This window comes from Leucobacter tardus (assembly GCF_017583045.1).
In the GTDB taxonomy this organism is placed as follows: Bacteria; Actinomycetota; Actinomycetes; order Actinomycetales; family Microbacteriaceae; genus Leucobacter; species Leucobacter tardus.
The window spans coordinates 47,660-66,293 of sequence record NZ_JAGFBF010000004.1 but is presented as its reverse complement, the minus strand read 5'-3'; the positions used below and the strand labels follow the sequence as shown (position 1 = coordinate 66,293).

Annotated in this window: 19 protein-coding genes and 1 tRNA gene; 7 read left to right on the top strand and 13 right to left on the bottom strand. The window is 67.7% G+C overall.

The window, feature by feature from the left end:
* Window positions 1-19 precede the first annotated feature (19 nt).
* The 7 genes from J4H85_RS05850 to iolC all read right to left on the bottom strand — a co-directional run bounded on the left by J4H85_RS05850 (window position 20) and on the right by iolC (window position 8,456).
* Complete coding sequence (locus J4H85_RS05850; protein WP_208237812.1) at window positions 20-1,036, bottom strand: Gfo/Idh/MocA family protein; 1,017 nt, start codon at window positions 1,034-1,036, stop codon at window positions 20-22.
* A 52-nt stretch (window positions 1,037-1,088) separates the two neighbouring features.
* Window positions 1,089-2,018: a sugar phosphate isomerase/epimerase family protein gene (locus J4H85_RS05845; RefSeq protein ID WP_208237810.1), complete on the bottom strand. Its 930-nt coding sequence runs from the start codon at window positions 2,016-2,018 to the stop codon at window positions 1,089-1,091.
* A 107-nt stretch (window positions 2,019-2,125) separates the two neighbouring features.
* A complete protein-coding gene (gene iolD / locus J4H85_RS05840; protein ID WP_208237808.1) occupies window positions 2,126-4,051 on the bottom strand; it encodes a 3D-(3,5/4)-trihydroxycyclohexane-1,2-dione acylhydrolase (decyclizing) in 1,926 nt (641 codons plus the stop codon).
* Between the two features lie 17 nt (window positions 4,052-4,068).
* A complete protein-coding gene (iolB, locus tag J4H85_RS05835) occupies window positions 4,069-4,998 on the bottom strand; it encodes a 5-deoxy-glucuronate isomerase (protein WP_208237805.1) in 930 nt (309 codons plus the stop codon).
* A 48-nt stretch (window positions 4,999-5,046) separates the two neighbouring features.
* Window positions 5,047-6,564 carry a CoA-acylating methylmalonate-semialdehyde dehydrogenase gene (locus J4H85_RS05830; protein ID WP_208237803.1) on the bottom strand — a complete coding sequence of 506 codons (1,518 nt, stop codon included), beginning with the start codon at window positions 6,562-6,564 and terminating at the stop codon, window positions 5,047-5,049.
* 40 nt (window positions 6,565-6,604) lie between these two features.
* Window positions 6,605-7,501 (bottom strand): class I fructose-bisphosphate aldolase, encoded by an 897-nt coding sequence (locus tag J4H85_RS05825; RefSeq protein WP_208237801.1) that lies wholly within the window; start codon window positions 7,499-7,501, stop codon window positions 6,605-6,607.
* A gap of 1 nt (window position 7,502) precedes the next feature.
* Entirely contained in the window at window positions 7,503-8,456 is a 954-nt protein-coding gene (gene iolC, locus J4H85_RS05820) for a 5-dehydro-2-deoxygluconokinase (RefSeq protein WP_208237799.1), read from the bottom strand.
* Window positions 8,457-8,649: 193 nt separating this feature from the next.
* On the opposite strand from iolC, the gene J4H85_RS05815 reads away from it, so the two are divergent.
* Complete coding sequence (locus J4H85_RS05815; RefSeq protein ID WP_208237797.1) at window positions 8,650-9,408, top strand: GntR family transcriptional regulator; 759 nt, start codon at window positions 8,650-8,652, stop codon at window positions 9,406-9,408.
* 21 nt (window positions 9,409-9,429) lie between these two features.
* Window positions 9,430-10,512, top strand: coding sequence for an L-glyceraldehyde 3-phosphate reductase (gene mgrA / locus J4H85_RS05810; protein ID WP_208237796.1), 1,083 nt, complete (start codon window positions 9,430-9,432; stop codon window positions 10,510-10,512).
* Between the two features lie 25 nt (window positions 10,513-10,537).
* Here the strand turns inward: mgrA and J4H85_RS05805 are convergent, their stop codons facing one another.
* A complete protein-coding gene (locus tag J4H85_RS05805; RefSeq protein ID WP_208237795.1) occupies window positions 10,538-11,104 on the bottom strand; it encodes a DUF4916 domain-containing protein in 567 nt (188 codons plus the stop codon).
* Window positions 11,105-11,167: 63 nt separating this feature from the next.
* Here J4H85_RS05805 and J4H85_RS05800 point away from each other — a divergent pair, with 63 nt between their 5' ends.
* Both J4H85_RS05800 and J4H85_RS05795 read left to right on the top strand, forming a co-directional pair.
* Window positions 11,168-11,917 (top strand): alpha/beta hydrolase, encoded by a 750-nt coding sequence (locus J4H85_RS05800; protein ID WP_243893505.1) that lies wholly within the window; start codon window positions 11,168-11,170, stop codon window positions 11,915-11,917.
* Between the two features lie 209 nt (window positions 11,918-12,126).
* Window positions 12,127-12,203 (top strand) — tRNA-Pro (locus J4H85_RS05795).
* 57 nt (window positions 12,204-12,260) lie between these two features.
* On the opposite strand, the gene J4H85_RS13945 is transcribed toward J4H85_RS05795, so the two are convergent.
* The 4 genes from J4H85_RS13945 to J4H85_RS05785 all read right to left on the bottom strand — a co-directional run bounded on the left by J4H85_RS13945 (window position 12,261) and on the right by J4H85_RS05785 (window position 14,616).
* Window positions 12,261-12,800: an APC family permease gene (locus J4H85_RS13945; RefSeq protein ID WP_243893504.1), complete on the bottom strand. Its 540-nt coding sequence runs from the start codon at window positions 12,798-12,800 to the stop codon at window positions 12,261-12,263.
* Complete coding sequence (locus J4H85_RS13940) at window positions 12,761-13,180, bottom strand: APC family permease (RefSeq protein ID WP_307863445.1); 420 nt, start codon at window positions 13,178-13,180, stop codon at window positions 12,761-12,763. Before J4H85_RS13940 ends, J4H85_RS13945 begins: the two co-directional genes overlap by 40 nt.
* Before the next feature lie 21 nt (window positions 13,181-13,201).
* The gene (locus tag J4H85_RS13935) at window positions 13,202-13,441 is read right to left on the bottom strand and encodes a hypothetical protein (RefSeq protein ID WP_243893503.1); all 240 of its coding nucleotides are present in this window, start codon (window positions 13,439-13,441) and stop codon (window positions 13,202-13,204) included.
* 71 nt (window positions 13,442-13,512) lie between these two features.
* On the bottom strand, window positions 13,513-14,616 hold the full coding sequence (locus J4H85_RS05785) for an alcohol dehydrogenase catalytic domain-containing protein (RefSeq protein WP_208237794.1): 1,104 nt from the start codon (window positions 14,614-14,616) through the stop codon (window positions 13,513-13,515).
* 959 nt (window positions 14,617-15,575) lie between these two features.
* Between J4H85_RS05785 and J4H85_RS13930 the strand changes: the two genes are divergently transcribed.
* Both J4H85_RS13930 and J4H85_RS05775 read left to right on the top strand, forming a co-directional pair.
* Entirely contained in the window at window positions 15,576-16,211 is a 636-nt protein-coding gene (locus J4H85_RS13930) for a helix-turn-helix domain-containing protein (protein WP_243893525.1), read from the top strand.
* A 25-nt stretch (window positions 16,212-16,236) separates the two neighbouring features.
* On the top strand, window positions 16,237-17,406 hold the full coding sequence (locus J4H85_RS05775; RefSeq protein ID WP_307863444.1) for a benzoate/H(+) symporter BenE family transporter: 1,170 nt from the start codon (window positions 16,237-16,239) through the stop codon (window positions 17,404-17,406).
* 8 nt (window positions 17,407-17,414) lie between these two features.
* Here the strand turns inward: J4H85_RS05775 and J4H85_RS05770 are convergent, their stop codons facing one another.
* Window positions 17,415-17,663, bottom strand: a complete 249-nt coding sequence (locus J4H85_RS05770; RefSeq protein ID WP_208237792.1) for an antitoxin — start codon at window positions 17,661-17,663, stop codon at window positions 17,415-17,417.
* A 145-nt stretch (window positions 17,664-17,808) separates the two neighbouring features.
* Here J4H85_RS05770 and J4H85_RS05765 point away from each other — a divergent pair, with 145 nt between their 5' ends.
* Window positions 17,809-18,627, top strand: coding sequence for a PTS sugar transporter subunit IIAB (locus tag J4H85_RS05765; RefSeq protein WP_208237791.1), 819 nt, complete (start codon window positions 17,809-17,811; stop codon window positions 18,625-18,627).
* Window positions 18,628-18,634 lie beyond the last annotated feature (7 nt).

Here is an 18,634-nt window from a genome sequence, read left to right as displayed (position 1 = left end):
GTGTTCGGTGTGCTGCGATTCAGGCGTAGAACGCTGGGCGCTCGGGGGCGACAACGGACTGGACCCCGCCGTCGGTGAGCGCACGGACACCCGCTTCGCAGCAGAGCGCGACCAGGTAGCCGTCCCATGCGTTCGGACCGTCGACCAGGCGCCCGTCGCGCACCGCGTCCACCCAGCGCTGCACCTGCGCGTCATACGCGCGAGCGAAGCGCGTCTCGAATCCGGTGTGCTCGGTCGTCGACACTCGACCATCGCGCCACACCTGCATCCCCGAGGGTTCCCCGGTGCGGGCGATACCGCGCTCGAAGACCGCTTCGGTGGTGACCTGGTACCCGAACTGCACGTTCACGTTCATTTCGAGGTCGATCAGCACTCCGTTCTCGAGCTCCATAATGACCAGGATCGGCTCGCGCAGGTGCGAAAGGGCGAGCGAGTTGCGTCGTGGGTACTTGACCTCGACGCTCACGACACGTGACCCCGCGACCCAGGGCAGCACGTCGAACTCGTGCACCACGGAATCGGTGATGAGCATGTTCTGCGTGTACTGCTCGGGCACGTCGGGGTTGCGGTGCGCCGCCCGCACCATCATGAGTTCGCCGCTGGCCCGCGAGGCGACCAGTTCGCGGAGCTGAGCGTACTCGTCGTCGAACCGACGCATGAACCCGACCTGGATGTGGGGGCGATCGAGTCGCTGTTCGAGCTCGACGATGTCGAGCGAGGATGCGGAGTCCTGGGTGAGCGGCTTCTCGCACAGGATCGGCAATCGAGCCTCGAGCGCCGGCTCGAGCACGGGCGCATGGAACTGACCCGGAGTGGACACGAGAACGGCGTCCATCGCCTCAGCGGCGATCGCCTCCTCGATCCGACTGAACACAGCAGCACCGGGCGCCTCGGCCGCCGCCGCCTGCGCGCGTCCCGCGTCGGGCTCGACGATGGCCGAAACGTACGCGCCGCTCACGACACGCGTGATGCGCTGGATGTGATCCGACCCCATGCGGCCGGCGCCGACGACGGCGATCCGGAGATCCTGAACCATGACGACTCCTTTGCTCGTTGTGTGATTACTGCTGCGGCCGATCGAACCGCGGTCAGGAGATGCGCGCCAGATGCGTGCACCCGAAGATGTGCTCGCGCGTGCGCGTGGCGATCGGCAGCGGCCGGTCGACCGCGCACCCGTACATGTCCTGCTCGACGATCGCGAAGATGTCGGGATCGATCCGCGCCACCGCCTCGATGATCGGCGCCAGGTCGGGCACCCCGTACGGCGGCTCGATCATGATGCCGTCGGCCACGGCGGCGGCGAATGGCTGGTCGTTCTTGAGCACGTCGAAGAGCAGGGTCGGATCGACCTGCTTCAGATGCAGGTATCCGATCCGATCCGGACGCTCCTCGACGAGCCGCAGGTTATCGCCACCGTAGTAGGCGAAGTGACCGGTGTCGAGGCAGAGGTTGGTGTAGCGGGGATCGGTCTCATCGAGGAACCGATTGACCTCGCGCGTCGTCCCGATGTGACTGTCGGCGTGCGAATGGAACTGCTGCTTCACCCCGAACTCCTCGAGCAGAGCCTTGCCGAGACGATCGTGACCGGCGCCGAGCTTCGTCCACTGCTCATCGGTCAGCGTGCGGGACTCCAGCACTTCACTCGTGGCGTCGCTGCGCCACAGATCAGGGATGACGACGAGGTGCTCAGCTCCGAGCTGCGAAGCGAGGCCGGCCACCGCGAGTGCTTGATCCCAGGCCCGCTGCCATTGGTCGTCACCCTTGTGGAACCCGGTGAACACGGTCCCGGCCGACAGCTTCAGCCCGCGACTGCCGAGCTCATCCGCCAACTGGTGCGGGTCGGTCGGCAGATAGCCGTACGGACCGAGCTCGATCCACTCGTAGCCGGCGGCGACGACCTCATCGAGAAAGCGGTCCCACGGAACCTGCTGCGGGTCGTCGGGAAACCACACGCCCCACGAGTCGGGCGCGGTTCCGATGCGGAGCCCCTGCTCCTGCGGGTTGACGTCAGCGTTCACCTCTGCACATCCTCTCTGATGCCTCCGTGGGCACGAGTCCAGCCTAGCGCAATTCGCCGACTTTGTTCAGACATATGATCATGGTTCTGCGAGGGCTTCTCCGCACCCTATCCGAGCAGCGGGCGCTGAGAGGCGACTTGCTCCTCGTACTCATCGCGAGCGCGCTGGGTCGACTCGAGCGTCGACACCTGGGGCACCGGCACGTCCCACCACCCGGCCCCGTCAGGGGCGTAGATCAGCGGATCGCTGTTGATGTGGATGAGCGTGGAACGATCCGACGCCTTCGCGGTCGTCACGGCCTCGCGCAGGTCGATGATCGCTCGCTCGGAGGGTTCGACCTCGATGACATCGAGGCCGTAGCTGCGCGCGTTCGCCGCGAGATCGACCGGCAGCGGGTCGCCGCTCTGGAAGTTCCGGGCCGACGCGTCGTACTCCCGGTACCACGTGCCGAAGCGCTCGGACCCGACGGTCTCGGAGAGGTGCCCGATCGATGCATAGCCGTGGTTCTGAATCAGGACCACGATGAGCTTGATCCCTTCGGCGACCGCCGTGACGAGCTCGGAGTTGAGCATCAGGTACGAGCCGTCGCCCACCATCACGATGACATCGCGATGGTCACCGTCGGCGAGCAGGCCGCGCTTCGCCCCCAACCCGCCCGCGATCTCATATCCCATGCAGGAGTACGCGTATTCGACGTGATAGCCGAGCGGGTCGCGGACCCGCCACAGCTTGTGCAGGTCTCCTGGAAGAGATCCCGCCGCCTGGACGACGACATCTGCCGGGGCGCTCGCACGCTGCACCGCCCCGATGATCTCGGGCTGGCCGGGCAGTTCGAGCCCCGATGCCGTGAACGACTCGTCGACGAGTCCATCCCACTCGGCGTTCTCGGCCGCGATGCGATCCGCGTAGGCATCACTGACACCGAGGCCGACGAGCGCTTCGCTCAGCGCCGTGAGCGTCTCGCGCGCATCCGCGACGACCGGAATCTGCGTACCGTGCTTGTAGGCGTCGAACGAGGCCACGTTCACGTTCACGAATCGCACACCGGGGTTCTGGAACGCGGTCCGCGAAGCGGTCGTGAAGTCGCTGTAGCGCGTGCCGATGCCGATGACGAGGTCGGCCTCGGCGGCGAGGCGGTTCGCGGCGAGCGTGCCGGTCGCACCGATCCCGCCGACGTACTGCGGATGATCCCACGGGAGCGCGCCACCGCCCGCCTGCGATGTGCCGACCGGAATGCCGGTGGCCTCGACGAAGGCGCGCAGCTGCTCCTCGGCGCCCGAGTAGAGCACTCCGCCACCCGCGATGATCACCGGTCGTTCCGCCGCGCGTATCGCCGCGACCGCTGCGGCGAGCGCGGCGCGTTCGGGCACCGGGCGGCGAATCCGCCATTCGCGCGGTTGCAGAAACGCCTCGGGTACATCCATCGCCTCTGCCTGGACGTCCTCCGGGAGCGCGATGGTGACCGCTCCGGTTTCCGCCGGATCGGTGAGCACGCGCATGGCGCTCAGCGCGATGGAGAAGAGTTGTTCTGGCCGCTGCACCCGGTCGAAGAACTTCGAGAGCGGACGGAACGCGTCGTTCACCGTGAGGCCGATGTCGTGCGGCTGCTCGAGCTGCTGCAGCACGGGGTCGGGCGTCCGCGTCGCAAACGTGTCGCTCGGCAGGAGCAGCGCGGGGAGGCGGTTCGTCGTCGCGAGCGCCGCCCCCGTGAGCAGATTCGTCGCGCCGGGCCCGACCGAGGCCGCCGAGGCGTAGGTGCCGCGTCGCCGGTGCATGCGGGCGTAACCGACCGACTGATGCACCATGGCTTGCTCGTTCCGCGCCTGGTGGTACGGCATGAGATCGGGGTTCTCGACGTTGACCTGCTTCAGTGCCTGTCCGATGCCTGCAACGTTGCCGTGCCCGAAGATGCCGAACATCCCGGGGATCGTGCGCTCACGGATCTCGGTGCCGTCGGCGGCCGTGTCGACCGTCCACTGATTCGCCAAGAACTCGACGAGTGCCTGGCTGACCGTCATGCGACGCGTGCTCATATCGGATCCCTTCGGGCCTACTGCTGTGCTGCGGTGAACGGGAGGCGCGTATCGAGGTCCTGCCCCTCCCAGGTGTCGCGGACCCAGCCGTGCGCGGGGTCATCGCTGATGTTCCACGACCGCTCGGGGTCTGGACCGGCCATCACGTTGAGGTAGTACATGTCGTACCCCGGCGCGGCCACGGCGGGACCGTGGTACCCGTAGGGCACGAGCGCCACGTCGCCGGTCCGCACTCGCGCATCGATCTCGATCTCGCCGGCCGATGACGAATAGGTGCTGAACATGCCGAAGGCATCCTCTTCGCGCACACCCTCCGGGGCATCGCGCACGGGCGCGGTCTCGAAGTAGTAGATCTCTTCAAGCTCCGACTCGTGGCCAGGCACATGCTCGTCGTGCTTGTGCGGCGGGTACGAGGACCAGTTCTCGGCCGGAGTGATCACCTCCACCACGATGAACCGTGCGGCATCGAGCGACTCCTGGCGACCGAAATTGTGGACCTGCCGGCTCGACGCCCCCGCACCTCTCAGCTCGACGGGCACTTCTGCCACGGACATGTAGCGCGTGGGCCGGACGATGTCGGTCGGCGAGGTCGCGACGAGGAACCGCACGTCGCCCGACGCATCGACACCCGCGGTGACGCTCCCCTCCGTCGCAGCCGAGAGATAGAGCACGTCGGTGGGTCCGTCGAACACCGAAGCGCGTCCGGTGAGCTCGGTCACCTGCGCGGCCCCGTTCTCGATGTGGGTCACCGACAGCGGTCCGCTGAGCGGCACGACCAGGCGCTCGACGCCGACGCCCGTGAGCTCGAGCGATTCGCCGGCGGACAGTCGACCGACCCGCAGTCCGGTGTGCTCCCACCCCGGCGTCCGCTCATCGACTACCGTCTCCCACCCCTCCGCGGCCAGTTCGCCGCGGCGGTGAAACCACTGCTGTGCATCCTGCGTCATGTCGTCCTCCTCAGCCGTGCGTGCTGGTGCGTCGGTGCTCAAGCCGACTTAGTCGTTCTGCGGGAATCCGAGGTTGATGCCGCCGTGCGTTGCCGGATCCAACCACCGCGATGTGATGGCTTTCTCCCGGGTGAAGAACTCGAACCCGTGCACGCCGTATGCCTTCGCGTCGCCGAACAGCGACGCCTTCCACCCGCCGAACGAGTGGTACGCCACCGGCACGGGGATCGGTACGTTGATCCCGATCATGCCGACCTGAATCTCGTGCTGGAACCGGCGCGCGGCGCCGCCGTCGTTGGTGAAAATCGCGGTGCCGTTGCCGAACTGGCCGGAGTTGATGAGCGCGACGCCCTCCTCGAAGGTCTGCACGCGCACCACCTCCAGTACCGGTCCGAAGATCTCCTCCTGATAGGCGCGCGAGGTCGTCGGCACCTCGTCGATCAGCGTGGGCCCGAAGAAGAAGCCGTCCTCGTGCCCGTCGACCCGGAAGTTGCGACCATCGACGACGATCTTGGCGCCGTCGGCCTCAGCGATGTCGACGTATCCCGACACCTTCTCGCGGTGCGCATCAGTGATGAGCGGCCCCATATCGGGCTCGCCGTCGGGACCACCGGCGCCGTTCCCGATTTTCAGGTTGCCGATGCGCTCGGTGATCTTCGCGATCAACTCATCTGCGACGGGTTCGACCGCGAGAACGACGGAGATCGCCATGCAGCGCTCGCCCGCCGCGCCGTACCCGGCATTGATCGCCTGGTCGGCGACGAGGTCGAGGTCGGCATCCGGCAGCACCAGCATATGGTTCTTCGCACCACCGAGCGCCTGCACCCGCTTCCCGTTCTTCGACGCTGTCTCGTAGATGTACTGGGCGATCGGGGTCGACCCCACGAACGAGATCGACTGCACCACCGGAGAATGCAGCAGTCCGTCGACGGCGAGCTTGTCGCCGTTGAGCACCGTGAACACGCCATCGGGAAGACCTGCTTCCTTCCACAGTTCGGCGAGCCAGATCGACGCCGAGGGATCTTTCTCGCTCGGCTTGATGATCACCGCGTTGCCCGCCGCGATGGCGACCGGGAAGAACCACATCGGCACCATCGCCGGGAAGTTGAACGGCGAGATGATGCCGACGACGCCGAGCGGCTGCTTGATCGAGTACACGTCGATGCCCGTCGACGCGTTCTCGCTGAACGCGCCCTTGATCAGGTGCGGGAACCCGGTCGCGAGCTCGACGACCTCCTGACCACGCAGAATCTCGCCCATCGCGTCGGAGACGACCTTGCCGTGCTCCGACGAGATGATCGCGGCCAATTCCGCCTTGCGCTCATTCAGCAACTCGCGGAACTTGAAGATCACTGTCTGGCGCCTCGCGATCGAGGTGGCCGACCAGACCTCGAAGCCGGCCTGCGCGGAGTCGATGGCCGCGTCGATCTCGGCCTGACTCGACAGCGCCACGTGCGCCTGCACCTGCCCCGTCGCGGGGTTGTACACGGGAGCCGTCTGGCCCGACGTCGAGGTACTGAGTGCACCGTCGACCCAGTTGTGAATGGTGGGAAGCTCGTTGCTCATCTTCGCTCCTTCGGTGTTGCGAACAGTGTCGGTGGAATGCTCAGTCGAGATCTCGGTGCACGAGGCGTGCGGCCGTATCGACTGCGGAGGCGACATCGCCGTCCTCCGGGTACAGCAGCGTGCGACCGACCGTGAGGCCGCGCACGCCGGGAAGAGCGAGGGCCCGCTCCCAGGTGGCGAACGTCTGCTGGGGATCGCCGCCGTTGTCGCCGCCGAGCAACAATGTCGGCAGCGTGGTCGCCTCCATCACCGCCTCCATGTTCTCGACCACCGGCAGCTTCATCCAGGTCGAGGCGCTCGAGTTGCCGAGTCCCGAGGCGATGGCGGTCGATTGGATCACGGCCTCAGCGCTGAGATCGTTCACGACCCTGCCCCCCACGCGGTTCGACATGAACGGCTCGAGCATGATCGGCAGACGCGCGTTCGCTGCCGCATCCACGGCACGCGCCGTCGCCTCGAGCGTCGCGATCGTTCCCGCGTCGCTCAGATCGACGCGCACCAGCGTCTTCGCGAAATCGATGCCCTGCGCGACCATCGAGGGCACGTCGTACGCGGTGTAGCGGTCGTCGAGCTCGAACGACGCGCCTCGCAGGCCGCCGCGGTTCATCGAGCCGACGACAATCTTGTCGTCGAGGAGACCGAGGCCGGCGAGATCGTCGATGATGTCGGGCGTCCCGAGCACGCCGTCGACGCCGGGCCGGGAGAGGGCAAGCGCCAGGCGATCGAGCAACTCGTACCGATTCGCCATCGCCGTCGCATTCGCACCGACGGCGAGCGCGCCACGCGCCGGGTGATCGGCGGCGACGATGAAGAGTCGGCCGTCGCCGCGAAGCAGGTGTCGACGCGTCCGTCGTGCCAGCGCATCGGGGATTCCGTTCGGCGTGTGCGCGCGCAGATCGCGAAGTCTCGCGAATGCGTCCTCGGAGATGGTCTGCATCTCAGGCGTCCTTTCCGAGCAGCGCCTCGACCTCTGCGGTCGTCGGCATCGCGGTCGAGCACTCACGGCGGGTGGCGACGATCGCTCCGGCCACGTTGGCGAATCGCAGGATCCGCTCGAGCCCCCACCCCGCGAGCAGCCCATGGCAGAGCGCACCACCGAACGCATCACCTGATCCGAGCCCATTGACGACTTCGACGAAGTGCGGGGGCACCTCGACCGTCTCGTCGCGGGTCTTCGCGAGCACACCCTTCGGGCCCTGCTTCACGATCGCCAGTTCGACGCCCCGCTCGAGCAGCGCATCGGCGGCTCGGAGCGGTTCGGTCTCGCCGACAGCGACCTCGCACTCCTCACGGTTGCCGACCGCGACGGTCACCTGGGCGAGCGCGCGCTCGACCTGCGCGGTCGCCTCGTCGGGAGTCGCCCAGAACATCGGCCGGTAGTCGAGATCGAAAATGGTGTGCGTGCGACCCTGCCGAGCCTCGAGCGCCATGAGGTGCGCGCTCCGGCTCGGCTCCTCACTCAGCCCCGTAAGGGTGAACCAGAAGATCGCCGCGTCGCGCACGGCGGCGAGGTCGAGGTCGTCGCTCTCCACCTGCAGGTCCGGGGCCTTCGGCTTGCGGTAGAAGTACAGTGGAAAGTCGTCGGGCGGGAAGATCTCGCAGAAGGTCACCGGTGTCGGGTACTGCGGATCCGTTCCGACCGCGCGGGGGTCGACACCGAGCCGATCGAGCTCGCGCAGCAGGTAGCGTCCGAACGGATCGTCGCCGACGCGTGAGATGAGCGCGGCATTCCGGCCGTGCCGGGCCGCGGCGACGGTGACGTTCGCCGCGCTGCCGCCGAGGAACTTGCCGAACGTTTCGACGTCTTCGAGTCCCACCCCGTCTTGAAGCGGATAGACATCCACCCCGAGCCGCCCGAATGCGAGCACCTCGTCTCTGACGTGTTCGTGCATCCCTCGTCACCACCCTCTCTGCGGAACCCGCGGGCCGTCCGGTACTCGCCACTGGACCCGCCACGCTCTTATTTGTATGAACAATAGCACAAACGGACTCTTCTGGAGTCGCGGACTCAAATCCGCCAGGTGTAGAGTGACATAGACACTCTGTCGACATATTGTCATGTCATTCAAACGCTGGGGAGCAGCCATGTCGAGCGAAACCATCTGGCCCGATGAAGTTTTTTCGGATCTCGACCGCAACGGCCCCGTCCCGCTGTACTACCAGGTCGCGAGCCGACTCGAGCGCGCGATCCGCAGCAGCGTTATCCCAGCGGGATCCCGACTCGAGAACGAGATCTCTATCGCGCAGAGGCTCGGCATGTCTCGCCCGACCGTGCGCCGCGCGATCCAGGAACTCGTCGACAAGGGTCTCCTCGTCCGTCGCCGCGGCATCGGCACCCAGGTCGTCCAGGGCCAGGTGAGTCGACCGGTCGAGCTCACGAGCCTCTACGACGATCTGCAGAGCACGAGCCACGAGCCAACGACGCGCACCCTGCTCCACGCGATCATTCCGGCGCCTGAGGAGATCGCCGAACAGCTGCGGATCGCCGAGGGCACCGATGTGCTGCACCTGCGCCGCGTGCGCAGATCCGACGGCACGCCGGTCGCGATCCTCGAGAACTACCTTCCGGCGCCGTTCACCGACATCGCCGAGGACGACCTCGATACCCGCGGGCTCTACCAGGTGCTCCGCGCGCGCGGCGTCGCCATCCGCGTGGCGAACCAGGCGATCAGCGCGCGGCGGGCGAAAGGCGACGAGGCCGACCTGCTCGGGATCTCGCGCGGCGGACCCGTCCTCACGACGGAGCGAGTCGTCTTCAACGACGCCGGAGAAGTCGTCGAGTACGGCATCCACTGCTACCGTCCCGATCTCTATCGTTTCGAGACGACCCTGGTCGCCAAGTAGCCGGACCGATAGCATCGCGGCATGACCTTCGAGGCAGCAGACAACCGATACGCCCGCACCCCGATCCGCCGTTCGGGAGCGAGCGGACTGCAACTCCCCGCACTGTCATTGGGACTCTGGCAGAACTTCGGCGAAGATCGCACCGTCGAGACGCAGCGCGAGATCGTGCTCCGCGCGTTCGACCTCGGCGTCTTCCACTTCGACCTCGCCAACAACTACGGCCCGCCTCCCGGCTCGGCCGAGAGCAACTTCGGCCGGTTGCTCGCGACCGACCTTGCGCCTTACCGCGACGAGCTCGTGATCTCCACGAAGGCCGGTTGGAACATGTGGCCGGGTCCCTTCGGATCCGGTGGCGCTCGCAAGTACCTCGTGTCCAGCCTCGACCGCTCGCTCGCGCGCATGGGCCTCGACACCGTCGACGTCTTCTACTCGCACCGACCCGATCCGGGCACTCCGCTGGAGGAGACGGCGCGCGCGCTCGATTTCGTCGTGCGCTCCGGCCGAGCCCACTACGTCGGCATCTCCTCCTACTCCCCCGAGGCGACGCGGCAGATGGCGGCGTTGATGCGCGACCTCGGTACTCCGCTCGCGATCCACCAGCCTTCGTACTCCATGCTGAACCGCTGGATCGAGACCGAGGGCCTGCTCGACGCCACCGACGACGAGGGAATGGGCATCATCGGTTTCAGCCCGCTCGGGCAGGGACTGCTCACGAGCAAGTACCTCGACGGGATCCCGGACAACGCCCGCGCAGCTCAGGGCGGCTCGTTCGACGCGTCGTGGGTGACGGACGAACTGCGAGACCGGCTGCGCAGCCTCAACGAGATCGCCTCAGCACGCGATCAGTCGCTCGCTCAGCTCGCGATCGCCTGGGCCCTCCGCGATTCGCGCGTTACCAGCCTCGTGGCCGGCGCGAGCAGCGTCACACAGCTGGAGGAGAACCTCGCGTCGCTCGATCGACTCGAGTTCTCGAGCGACGAACTCGCCGCGATCGACGAACTCGCCGTGGATGCCGGAATCGACAACTGGCGAGACGCTCGCGAAGGCGGACCACTGCCGACCGTCACGGCGGAAACGTTCGAGCGGTCCGACGACCCCGCCTGATCCCGATCGGGGGGTCGTCGGCGCGTCAGCAGCCGTGCGCCGCGAGCGTCTGGCGCAAGAGTTGGCCGCGGCCCCCGTGGAACTCATCGAGCGTGTCGACCGCCAACGCCTCTTCCGGAGACATCCACGACACCTCGAGCGCGTCCTGCCGAGGATCGCAGCTGCCGGTCACCGGTACCACGTAGACCAGGGAGACCGCGTGCTGGCGCTCGTCGACGAACGCGCTGACGCCGGGCATCGGGAAGTACTCCGCGACCTGCGTCGGAACGGGCGATACCGGCATCTGCGGGAACGCCATCGGACCGAGATCGTTCTCGAGGTGCCGGAACAGCGCTTCGCGCAGCGTCTCGCCGAAGCGCACACGGCCCGCGATCAAGGAGCGGGTCATCACCCCCTCGGGTGTGCTGCGCAGGAGCAGACCCACCTCGGTGATGCGTCCGAGACTGTCGAGCCTCACCGGGACCGCCTCGATATACACGATCGGCAGGCGCCCGCGGACGAACCTGAGCTCGTCTTCGCTGAGCCAACCCGGATTATCGTTCGGGGTGGGGCGATCGTCCGGATCCGGCAGGTCGGCGGTATCGATGCTCATACTGCCATTGTGCACCGTCGAATCGAATGCCACGTGCACCGGGCGCGTCGGTAGGCTGTCGGCATGAGCGACGTGACGATCGACCAGACTCTCGTGCGGTGGACCGTGGACGGTGCGCCGGCTCGCGAAGCGCGGGCGATCGCACTGCTCGCCGAGCGTCCGCTCCTCGTCCTGCTCCACGGGTACGGAGCATCCGAAACGGATCTGCTGGGCCTCGCCCCGGCGCTCCCACCCGGATACGTGTGTGCGTCGCTGCGCGCTCCGCTCCCCGTTCAAGAGTTCGGCGGCTTCGCGTGGGCGCCGCTCGTCATCACCGAAGCCGGTCAGGCCGCGCCCGAACCCTCCGTCGAACGGTTCGAGGGAACCCCGTACGAACGCGCGGCCCGTGGCGTCATCGCGTGGATCGACGCGATCGAGCAACAGGTGACTGCCGAGACCGGTCGCGGCATCGCCGCCGCGGTGCTGCTCGGCTTCTCGCAGGGCGGATGCATGGTCACCTCGCTCCTGCGAGTCGCACCGCAGCGCTTCGCCGCAGGCGTCATCTGCTCGGGTTTCGTCGCGCCAGGGTTCGGAGAGTACGACGTGCTGCTCTCGGAGGTGCGCCCGCCCGTCTTCTGGGGGCGGGATCCCGCCGACCCCGTCATCGACGCGGCGCGGGTGCAGTCGCTCGCCGAGTGGCTCCCCCACCATGTCGAAGCCACCGTGCGCGAGTACGCGGGGATCGGTCACTCGATCGGACCCGGTGAGGCTGCCGATATCGCGGCATTCCTCGTCGCGCACGTGCGCGTCGGCGCGGACAACGCGGGGGCCTAGCGCGGCGGGGCGCCGCGGCCTGATGCGGGTGCGGGCCGCGCCCTCCTTCGTCACCGAGAGCGCAGTTGTGCTGGGTTCACATCTCGCGAAGGGCGACTTCGCGCAATCTCGGCGTGATGCGGGCGGCACGGGCCTCGACACTCGGATCCGCGCGGTTTTCGCGTTTCACCCTGAACCCGCTAGAGTAGTCGTTGCGCAAACAGCGCAATCGGGATGTGGCGCAGTTTGGTAGCGCACGTCGTTCGGGACGACGGGGTCGCAGGTTCAAATCCTGTCATCCCGACCAAAAAGCCGCGGAAACTCCTCAGTTTCCGCGGCTTTTTCGTGTCCTGGGTAGGGGACGCTACCCGACGCCCTCGAGCATCTTCGTCTCGGTGTTGCCGATCATGCGCATCACCTCGGGGCGAGCCTTTCGGAGATGCAGGAACCACGCCAGCGCACCGACCATGGTCGCGAGGAACAGGTACGGGATCACGTTGAGCGGGAACGCGGGCACAGGCCAGATGTTCGCGAAGAACACGTACGCCATCGCGAGCACGGCGACTGTGGCGCAGAGGCTGACGAGCGCGCTCGGCATGCGCTCGCGGCGCACGTAGACGACGCAGGCGACCGCGACGAGTGCGTACGCCACCATGTAGCCGTAGGTGCCGTACGTGTCGACCCACACGACGATGTCCATCGGGTGGACTCCGGCGACCAGCAGGATCACGTCGAGGGCGATCGCCGCCGGGCCGGCGACGAGGAGCACCCGGTGCGGGGTGAGGTGCGTGTCGTGCGTGCGGCCGAAGCGCTCCGCGACGACACCTTCTTTGCCCATCACGTAGACGATGCGTCCGACGACGTTCAGGGGCGCGACGACGACGGCGAAGAATGACGCCGCCACCCCGAAGACGAGGCGGCGACACCCTGGAACGGCGCCCCCTCGAGGCTGAACTGCGCCGGGTCCCACGCGGCGGGTCCGATCACGGTCAGTGCGGTGACGAGCAGCACGAGGATGATGGCGACCGAGACGAGCTCGAGCACGAGCGAGACGCGCGCCGAGATACGGATGCCGCGGATTGTGAAGAACGTGGCGAGGCTGCCGATCGCGATGGCGAGAATTACGGGCCACACGATGTTCGATGCGGGCACACCGAACAGTTGGAGCAGATCGGACGAGTACGAGACGGCACCACCGAGCGAACCCGCGGCGATGCCCCAGCAGCCGATCACCAGGGCGACGCCCGCGACGTAGGCACCCGTCGGCCCGAGGCCTTTCGCCACGTAGGTGTAGAGCGACCCCGCTCATGCGTTCTTCTTCGCGAACACTGCGACGCACCAGCCGACGCAGAGAATCACGATGGTCGCGAGGACGAAGGACAGCATCGTGCCGTTGCCCGCGCCGACGAAGATCCCGGCAGCGGTGAACGCGATCACGGCACTGGGAGCGATGTTCGCGATCGCTTGAGCCGCGAGCTCGGGCCCCGACATGACTCCGTGACGCAGCCCGGCGTCGACGGGAGCCGATGAGTGTGTAGTGGACATAGGACGTCACTCTCCTCTGAGTGGGTGGATCCGAAGCGGAGGGATCCGCAGGAGTGGAAGGGGGCGGCGAGTCAAGGAATGAGCAGGGTGCGCAGCACGCCGCCGGCCTCGAGGTCGTCGAGCGCTGCAGCCGCCTCGCTCAGCGGACGCCGACCCGAGATGAGCGGATCGAGCTTCAGCTGCCCGTCCATGTAGCGGTCGACGAGCGCGGGGATGTCGATGGAGGGTCGAACGGACCCGTAGTTCGATCCGAGGATCCGCTGGTCCGCCTCTGCCAGAACGAGGGGCTCGAACGAGGCCTTCGCACCGGTCGGCGGGAGGCCGACGATCACGGCCGCGCCTCCGAGCCCCAGCATCTGCACCGCCTGCTCGGTCGTCGTCGTGCGACCGATCGCGTCGAAGGCGTAGTCGACGCCGTCGGGAATGAGCGCGCGCAGCTGCGCGACCGCGTCGGACTGCGAGGCATCGATGCGATCGGTCGCCCCGAACTGCATCGCCATCGCCGTCTTGGATTCGACGACGTCGATCGCGACGATCCGCTCGGCTCCCGCGAGCTTCGCACCTTGCACGACGTTGAGACCCACGCCCCCGCATCCGATAACGGCGACGATCGCGCCGGGTTCGACCGCCGCAGTGTTCAACACCGCTCCCACGCCGGTTGCGACGGCGCACCCCACGACCGAGATGACGTCGAGCGGCGCGTCATCGCGCACCTTGATGGCACCCGAGACCGGCACCACGACTTCTTCGGCGAAGGATGACACGCTGAGGTAGTGGTGCAGCGCCTCGCCCGACTCTGCGCTCGACAGGCGCGACGTGCCGTCGAACAGCGAACCGTTCGCGTTGTTCACGTCGACGACCTTCTGGCAGCGGGCCTCGTGGCCCTGCTGGCAGTATCGGCACTCACCGCACGGCGGCACCCAGCTCAGCACCACGTGGTCGCCCTCGGCGAGCGAGGTGACGCCTGCGCCGAGTTCGACGACGACGCCTGATCCCTCGTGGCCCATGACGAGCGGGGCGGGCGCGTCCCACTCCCCGCGTTTGACGTGCAGGTCGGAGTGGCAGACGCCTGCGGCGGCGATCTTCACCCGCACCTCCCCCGCACGAGGACCGGCCAGGTGCGCATCGACAACCTCTACGGGGCTGTCGGGATCCCGGAACACTACCGCCTGCATCTGAAACTCCTTCGTCGTGGTGTGCACGCATCGCTCGATCCGGCCAGGACCGTTCGACGCTCCTGCCAGATGCTACGGAGCCCGACCACGTCCTGTCACTGCACCAGATGGCGATAAACAACACGAAGAATCAACATTTGGTACATTACGCACGTGCCCATCACTCTCTCGGCAGCGGCTCGCGCCGTCGGCGGCACCCTCGTCACCGGAGGGATCACCGCGCGCGTTCCAGTCGAGAGCGTGGCCCGACTCTCGGAGATCGTGGTGGGCGGCCATCCGGGGTACGCGATCTTGGCCACCGGAGACCTCGACGAACTGCTCGCGCGCCGTCAATCGGTCCCCGAGGAAGCCGCGGTCCTCGACCGTGTGGTGCTCGTGACCGACCGGGCGGGCGAGCAGGTGAGCGCGCGGCTGCAAGCCGTGGGAATCAGCGCGATCACCGGGTGCCGCCTCACTGGCGAGGCGCTGCACGCAACGCTTTCGGCACTCGTCTCCGAAGACCGCGCCGCTGCGGACCGTCTGGTGTCGGCCGGCATGAAGGTGCTCACGCAGGCGGCCAGACGCGGTGGCGCGAGCGCCGTGATCTCCGAACTCGCGCATCGCATCACCGGTTGGGCCGTGCTCCTCGACGCGCAGGGTCAACTGATTACGAGCGCCGGTGCCGGGCGGCTGCACCTCGCGGATGCCACCGCGGTAGCCCTCGGACGTCCCGTGCGGATCCGGCACGACGGCTTGCAACTGCACCAGGTCGGCTCCGATCGGGATCGTGCCGGATCCCTCGTGATTTCGACGCGTTCGGGGACGACGAGCCACGCCCGCGATCTCGCCTCCCTCGCGGCTGAACTCTTCGATCTCCTGCTGCGCTCGCATGATTCGTCGACCACCGAAGAGCTCGGTAGGGAGGCGCTGATGAACACCCTCCTCGCGGGCGGGCCCGCCGCGCTGGGCCTACTGCGCCGATGGGGCGTCCACGATCCCACCCTCACCGGCTTCGCGCTCGGCTCGAGGACCCGCACGATCGATGCCGATCGGCTGCTGCGCCGCTGGCTCGACGAGCTGGGAGCGGAGTACGTGTTCTCGTCGTCACCCGCGCGCATGCTGGGCTTCGTCCGCAGCGACCTGATCGAGGCCCTGACCGAGCGCGTGGAGAACCTCACCCCGTTCGCCGGGCGACGGCTCCACATCGGGGTGGGCGAACCGGCCGCCGTCGACGCGCTCGCCGACACCGCGGTCCAAGCGCGGCAGGCGCTCGAGACGGCGCTCGCCGAGAACGAGATCGTGGTGCGGTACGCGCGCCTGCCCTCGGTCGAGTTCGTGCTGGGAGCACTGACACGGGTCGCGCCGCGCTCGTACGCGTGCTCGACCCGTTGCGCGATGCCTCGGGAGCGCACGGTGAGCTCCTGCGTGTGCTGCGCGTCTTCCTCGCGTCGAACGGGCAGCACCGCGCGAGTGCTCGCGATCTCGAAATGCACCGGCAAACCCTCGCCGCACGTCTGTCCCGCATCGAGGAGCTGACCGGCCTCTCCCTCGAACGAGCGGACGACCGTGCCACCGCGTGGATGGCGCTCCGGGGTCTGGGCGAGTCCGCTCTGTAGGCGCGAACTCGCCATAATGGAAGGTGTGCACGCGAACGAAGTAGGAGCCGGGTTCGTCACCACCGCCGTCGGCTTCACCGCCTCATTCGCGGTGGTACTGACCGGACTGCAAGCGGTGGGCGCGTCCGCAACCCAGTCGGCTTCAGGTCTCGGCGCCCTGTGTCTGGTGGTCGGCCTCGGCGGTCTGGTGCTCTCGCTGCGGTATCGGGTCCCGGTGTCCCTCGCCTGGTCGACGCCGGGCGCCGCCGTACTCGCGGGTTCGGGCGGGCTGCCCGGCGGATTCTCCGACGCGGTCGGCGCATTCATGATCTGCGGAGCGCTCTTCGTGCTGACGGGGCTCTGGCCGTTCCTCGGTCGATTGATGTCGCGGATCCCCGCGGGCATCGCACAGGCCATGCTCGCGGGCGTGCTCATACCGCTGTGCCTCGTACCGATCGAGGCGGCGGTGTCCAGCCCTGCGGTGATCCTCCCCGTCGCCCTCGTCTGGCTGCTCGGCGTGCGATTCTGGGCTCGATGGGCCGTGCCCGTGGCGTTCGGCGCTGCGTTGGTGGTCATCGGCATCGCGTTCGCCACCGGGGCGGCGGACGCCGCCGAGATCCGGTGGGCGCCGTCGCTCGCTCTCGTCCTGCCCACGTTCTCGTGGCAGGCCGTTCTGGGCCTCGCGCTCCCGCTCTACATCGTCACGATGGCGTCGCAGAACGTCTCGGGTGCCGCCGTGCTGCAATCGTTCGGTTACACCGCCCCGTGGCGTCCAGCCCTGATCACGACCGGGATCGGCTCCGCGACGGCCGCACTGTTCGGGGGGCACGCGATCAATCTCGCCGCCATCAGCGCTGCACTCGCCGCGGGCCCCGACAGCGGTGTGCCGTTCGCGCGCCGCTGGCGCAGTGCCGCTTGGGCCGGCGGATTCTACGTGCCCCTCGCGGTCGGAGCCGCAGCCGTCTCCACGGTCGCGCTCGCCGCCCCGGGCGGACTCATCCCCGCGGTCGCCGGACTCGCGCTCATCGGCACCCTGGCCTCCGCGGTGCAGAGCGCGTGGGCGCATACCGCTGATCGCGTCGCCTGCGCCCTGACGCTCCTCGTGGCGGCATCGGGGATCACCGTGTGGGGCATCGGCGCAGCCTTCTGGGCGCTGCTCCTCGGACTCGTCACGCGAGGGGTCCTGCGCAGCGGGCGACCCGCAACGGGGGTGTGACGCGCGGCTTACTGTTTCGGCGCGCTGCCCGGACGCGCATCCGGGTCATCGTCGGTCCCGATCGCTCGATCCGCGGCGTCCCGCGCCCGCGTGATCTTCTCCTCGTGCTTGCCTCCCGTCACCTTGTTCGCGGCTCCCGCGGCTTTGTCGAGCACGGAATCGCTGATCTGCTCCGCCTTCTCCGATTTCAGGTGCTGCTGCACCTTCGGATCGTTGGCGAGCGTCTTGACGGTCTTCACGATTTTTCCCAGTCCCATGGGAACATGCTTCGGCCTCGGCAACGACAGTGTCAAGCATCCCCAGTGGTTTCGCCGGTTGCTTCCAGCTGCCGGGCAGCGCCGATGCGCCTCTCATGACGATCGAGGCGCACGACGGCGTCATCGCGCACGATATCCTGCTGTGATGCCCACGCTGTACGATCTCACCGCACCCTCATCGATCGTTCTCGACGCAGACGCCGGCGACTGGCGCGAAGCGATACGCGCCGCTGGCAAGCTGTTGGAGACCGCAGGGGTGAGCGACGCGGCGTATAGCGAGTCGATGGTGCGGAACGTCGAGGCGAACGGCCCGTACATCGTCGTCGCGCCCGGTTTCGCTTTCGCGCACGCTCGCGCCGATGGCGACGTGCACCGCACCGGAATGTCGTGGCTCCGCCTGCGAACGCCGGTCGCGTTCGGCCACACCACCAATGATCCGGTATCGCTGGTGGCGGCACTCGCAGCGAGCGATTCATCCGATCACATGGATGCGATGCGGCAGCTCGCCGGGATCCTCGGCGACTCGGACACGCGTCGCGCCCTCGCAGACGCCCAGGCTCCCGAGGACTTCCTGCGCGCGCTCGGTGGTGAGCCGCTGCGCGCGGACGATCACGCGGACTCGTCTCGGCAATCGGCGGGAACCGACGAGCCGAGCCAGGCCCGATCGACGGCACGCACGCGGAATCACATCCTCACGGTGTGCGGCAACGGCCTCGGCACGAGTCTGTTCCTCAAGAACACCCTCGAACAGGTGCTCGATCGTTGGGGATGGAGTCCGTTCCTCTCGGTAGAGGCGACCGACACCATCTCAGCGCGCGGCAAGTCGAAGGACGCCGACCTCATCTTGACCTCCGGGGAGATCGCTCGCACGCTCGGCGATGTCGGGATCCCCGTCAAAGTCATCTCCAATTTCACCAGCACCGACGAGGTCGACGCAGCTTTGCGCGACGCATACGACATCTGACAGGGAC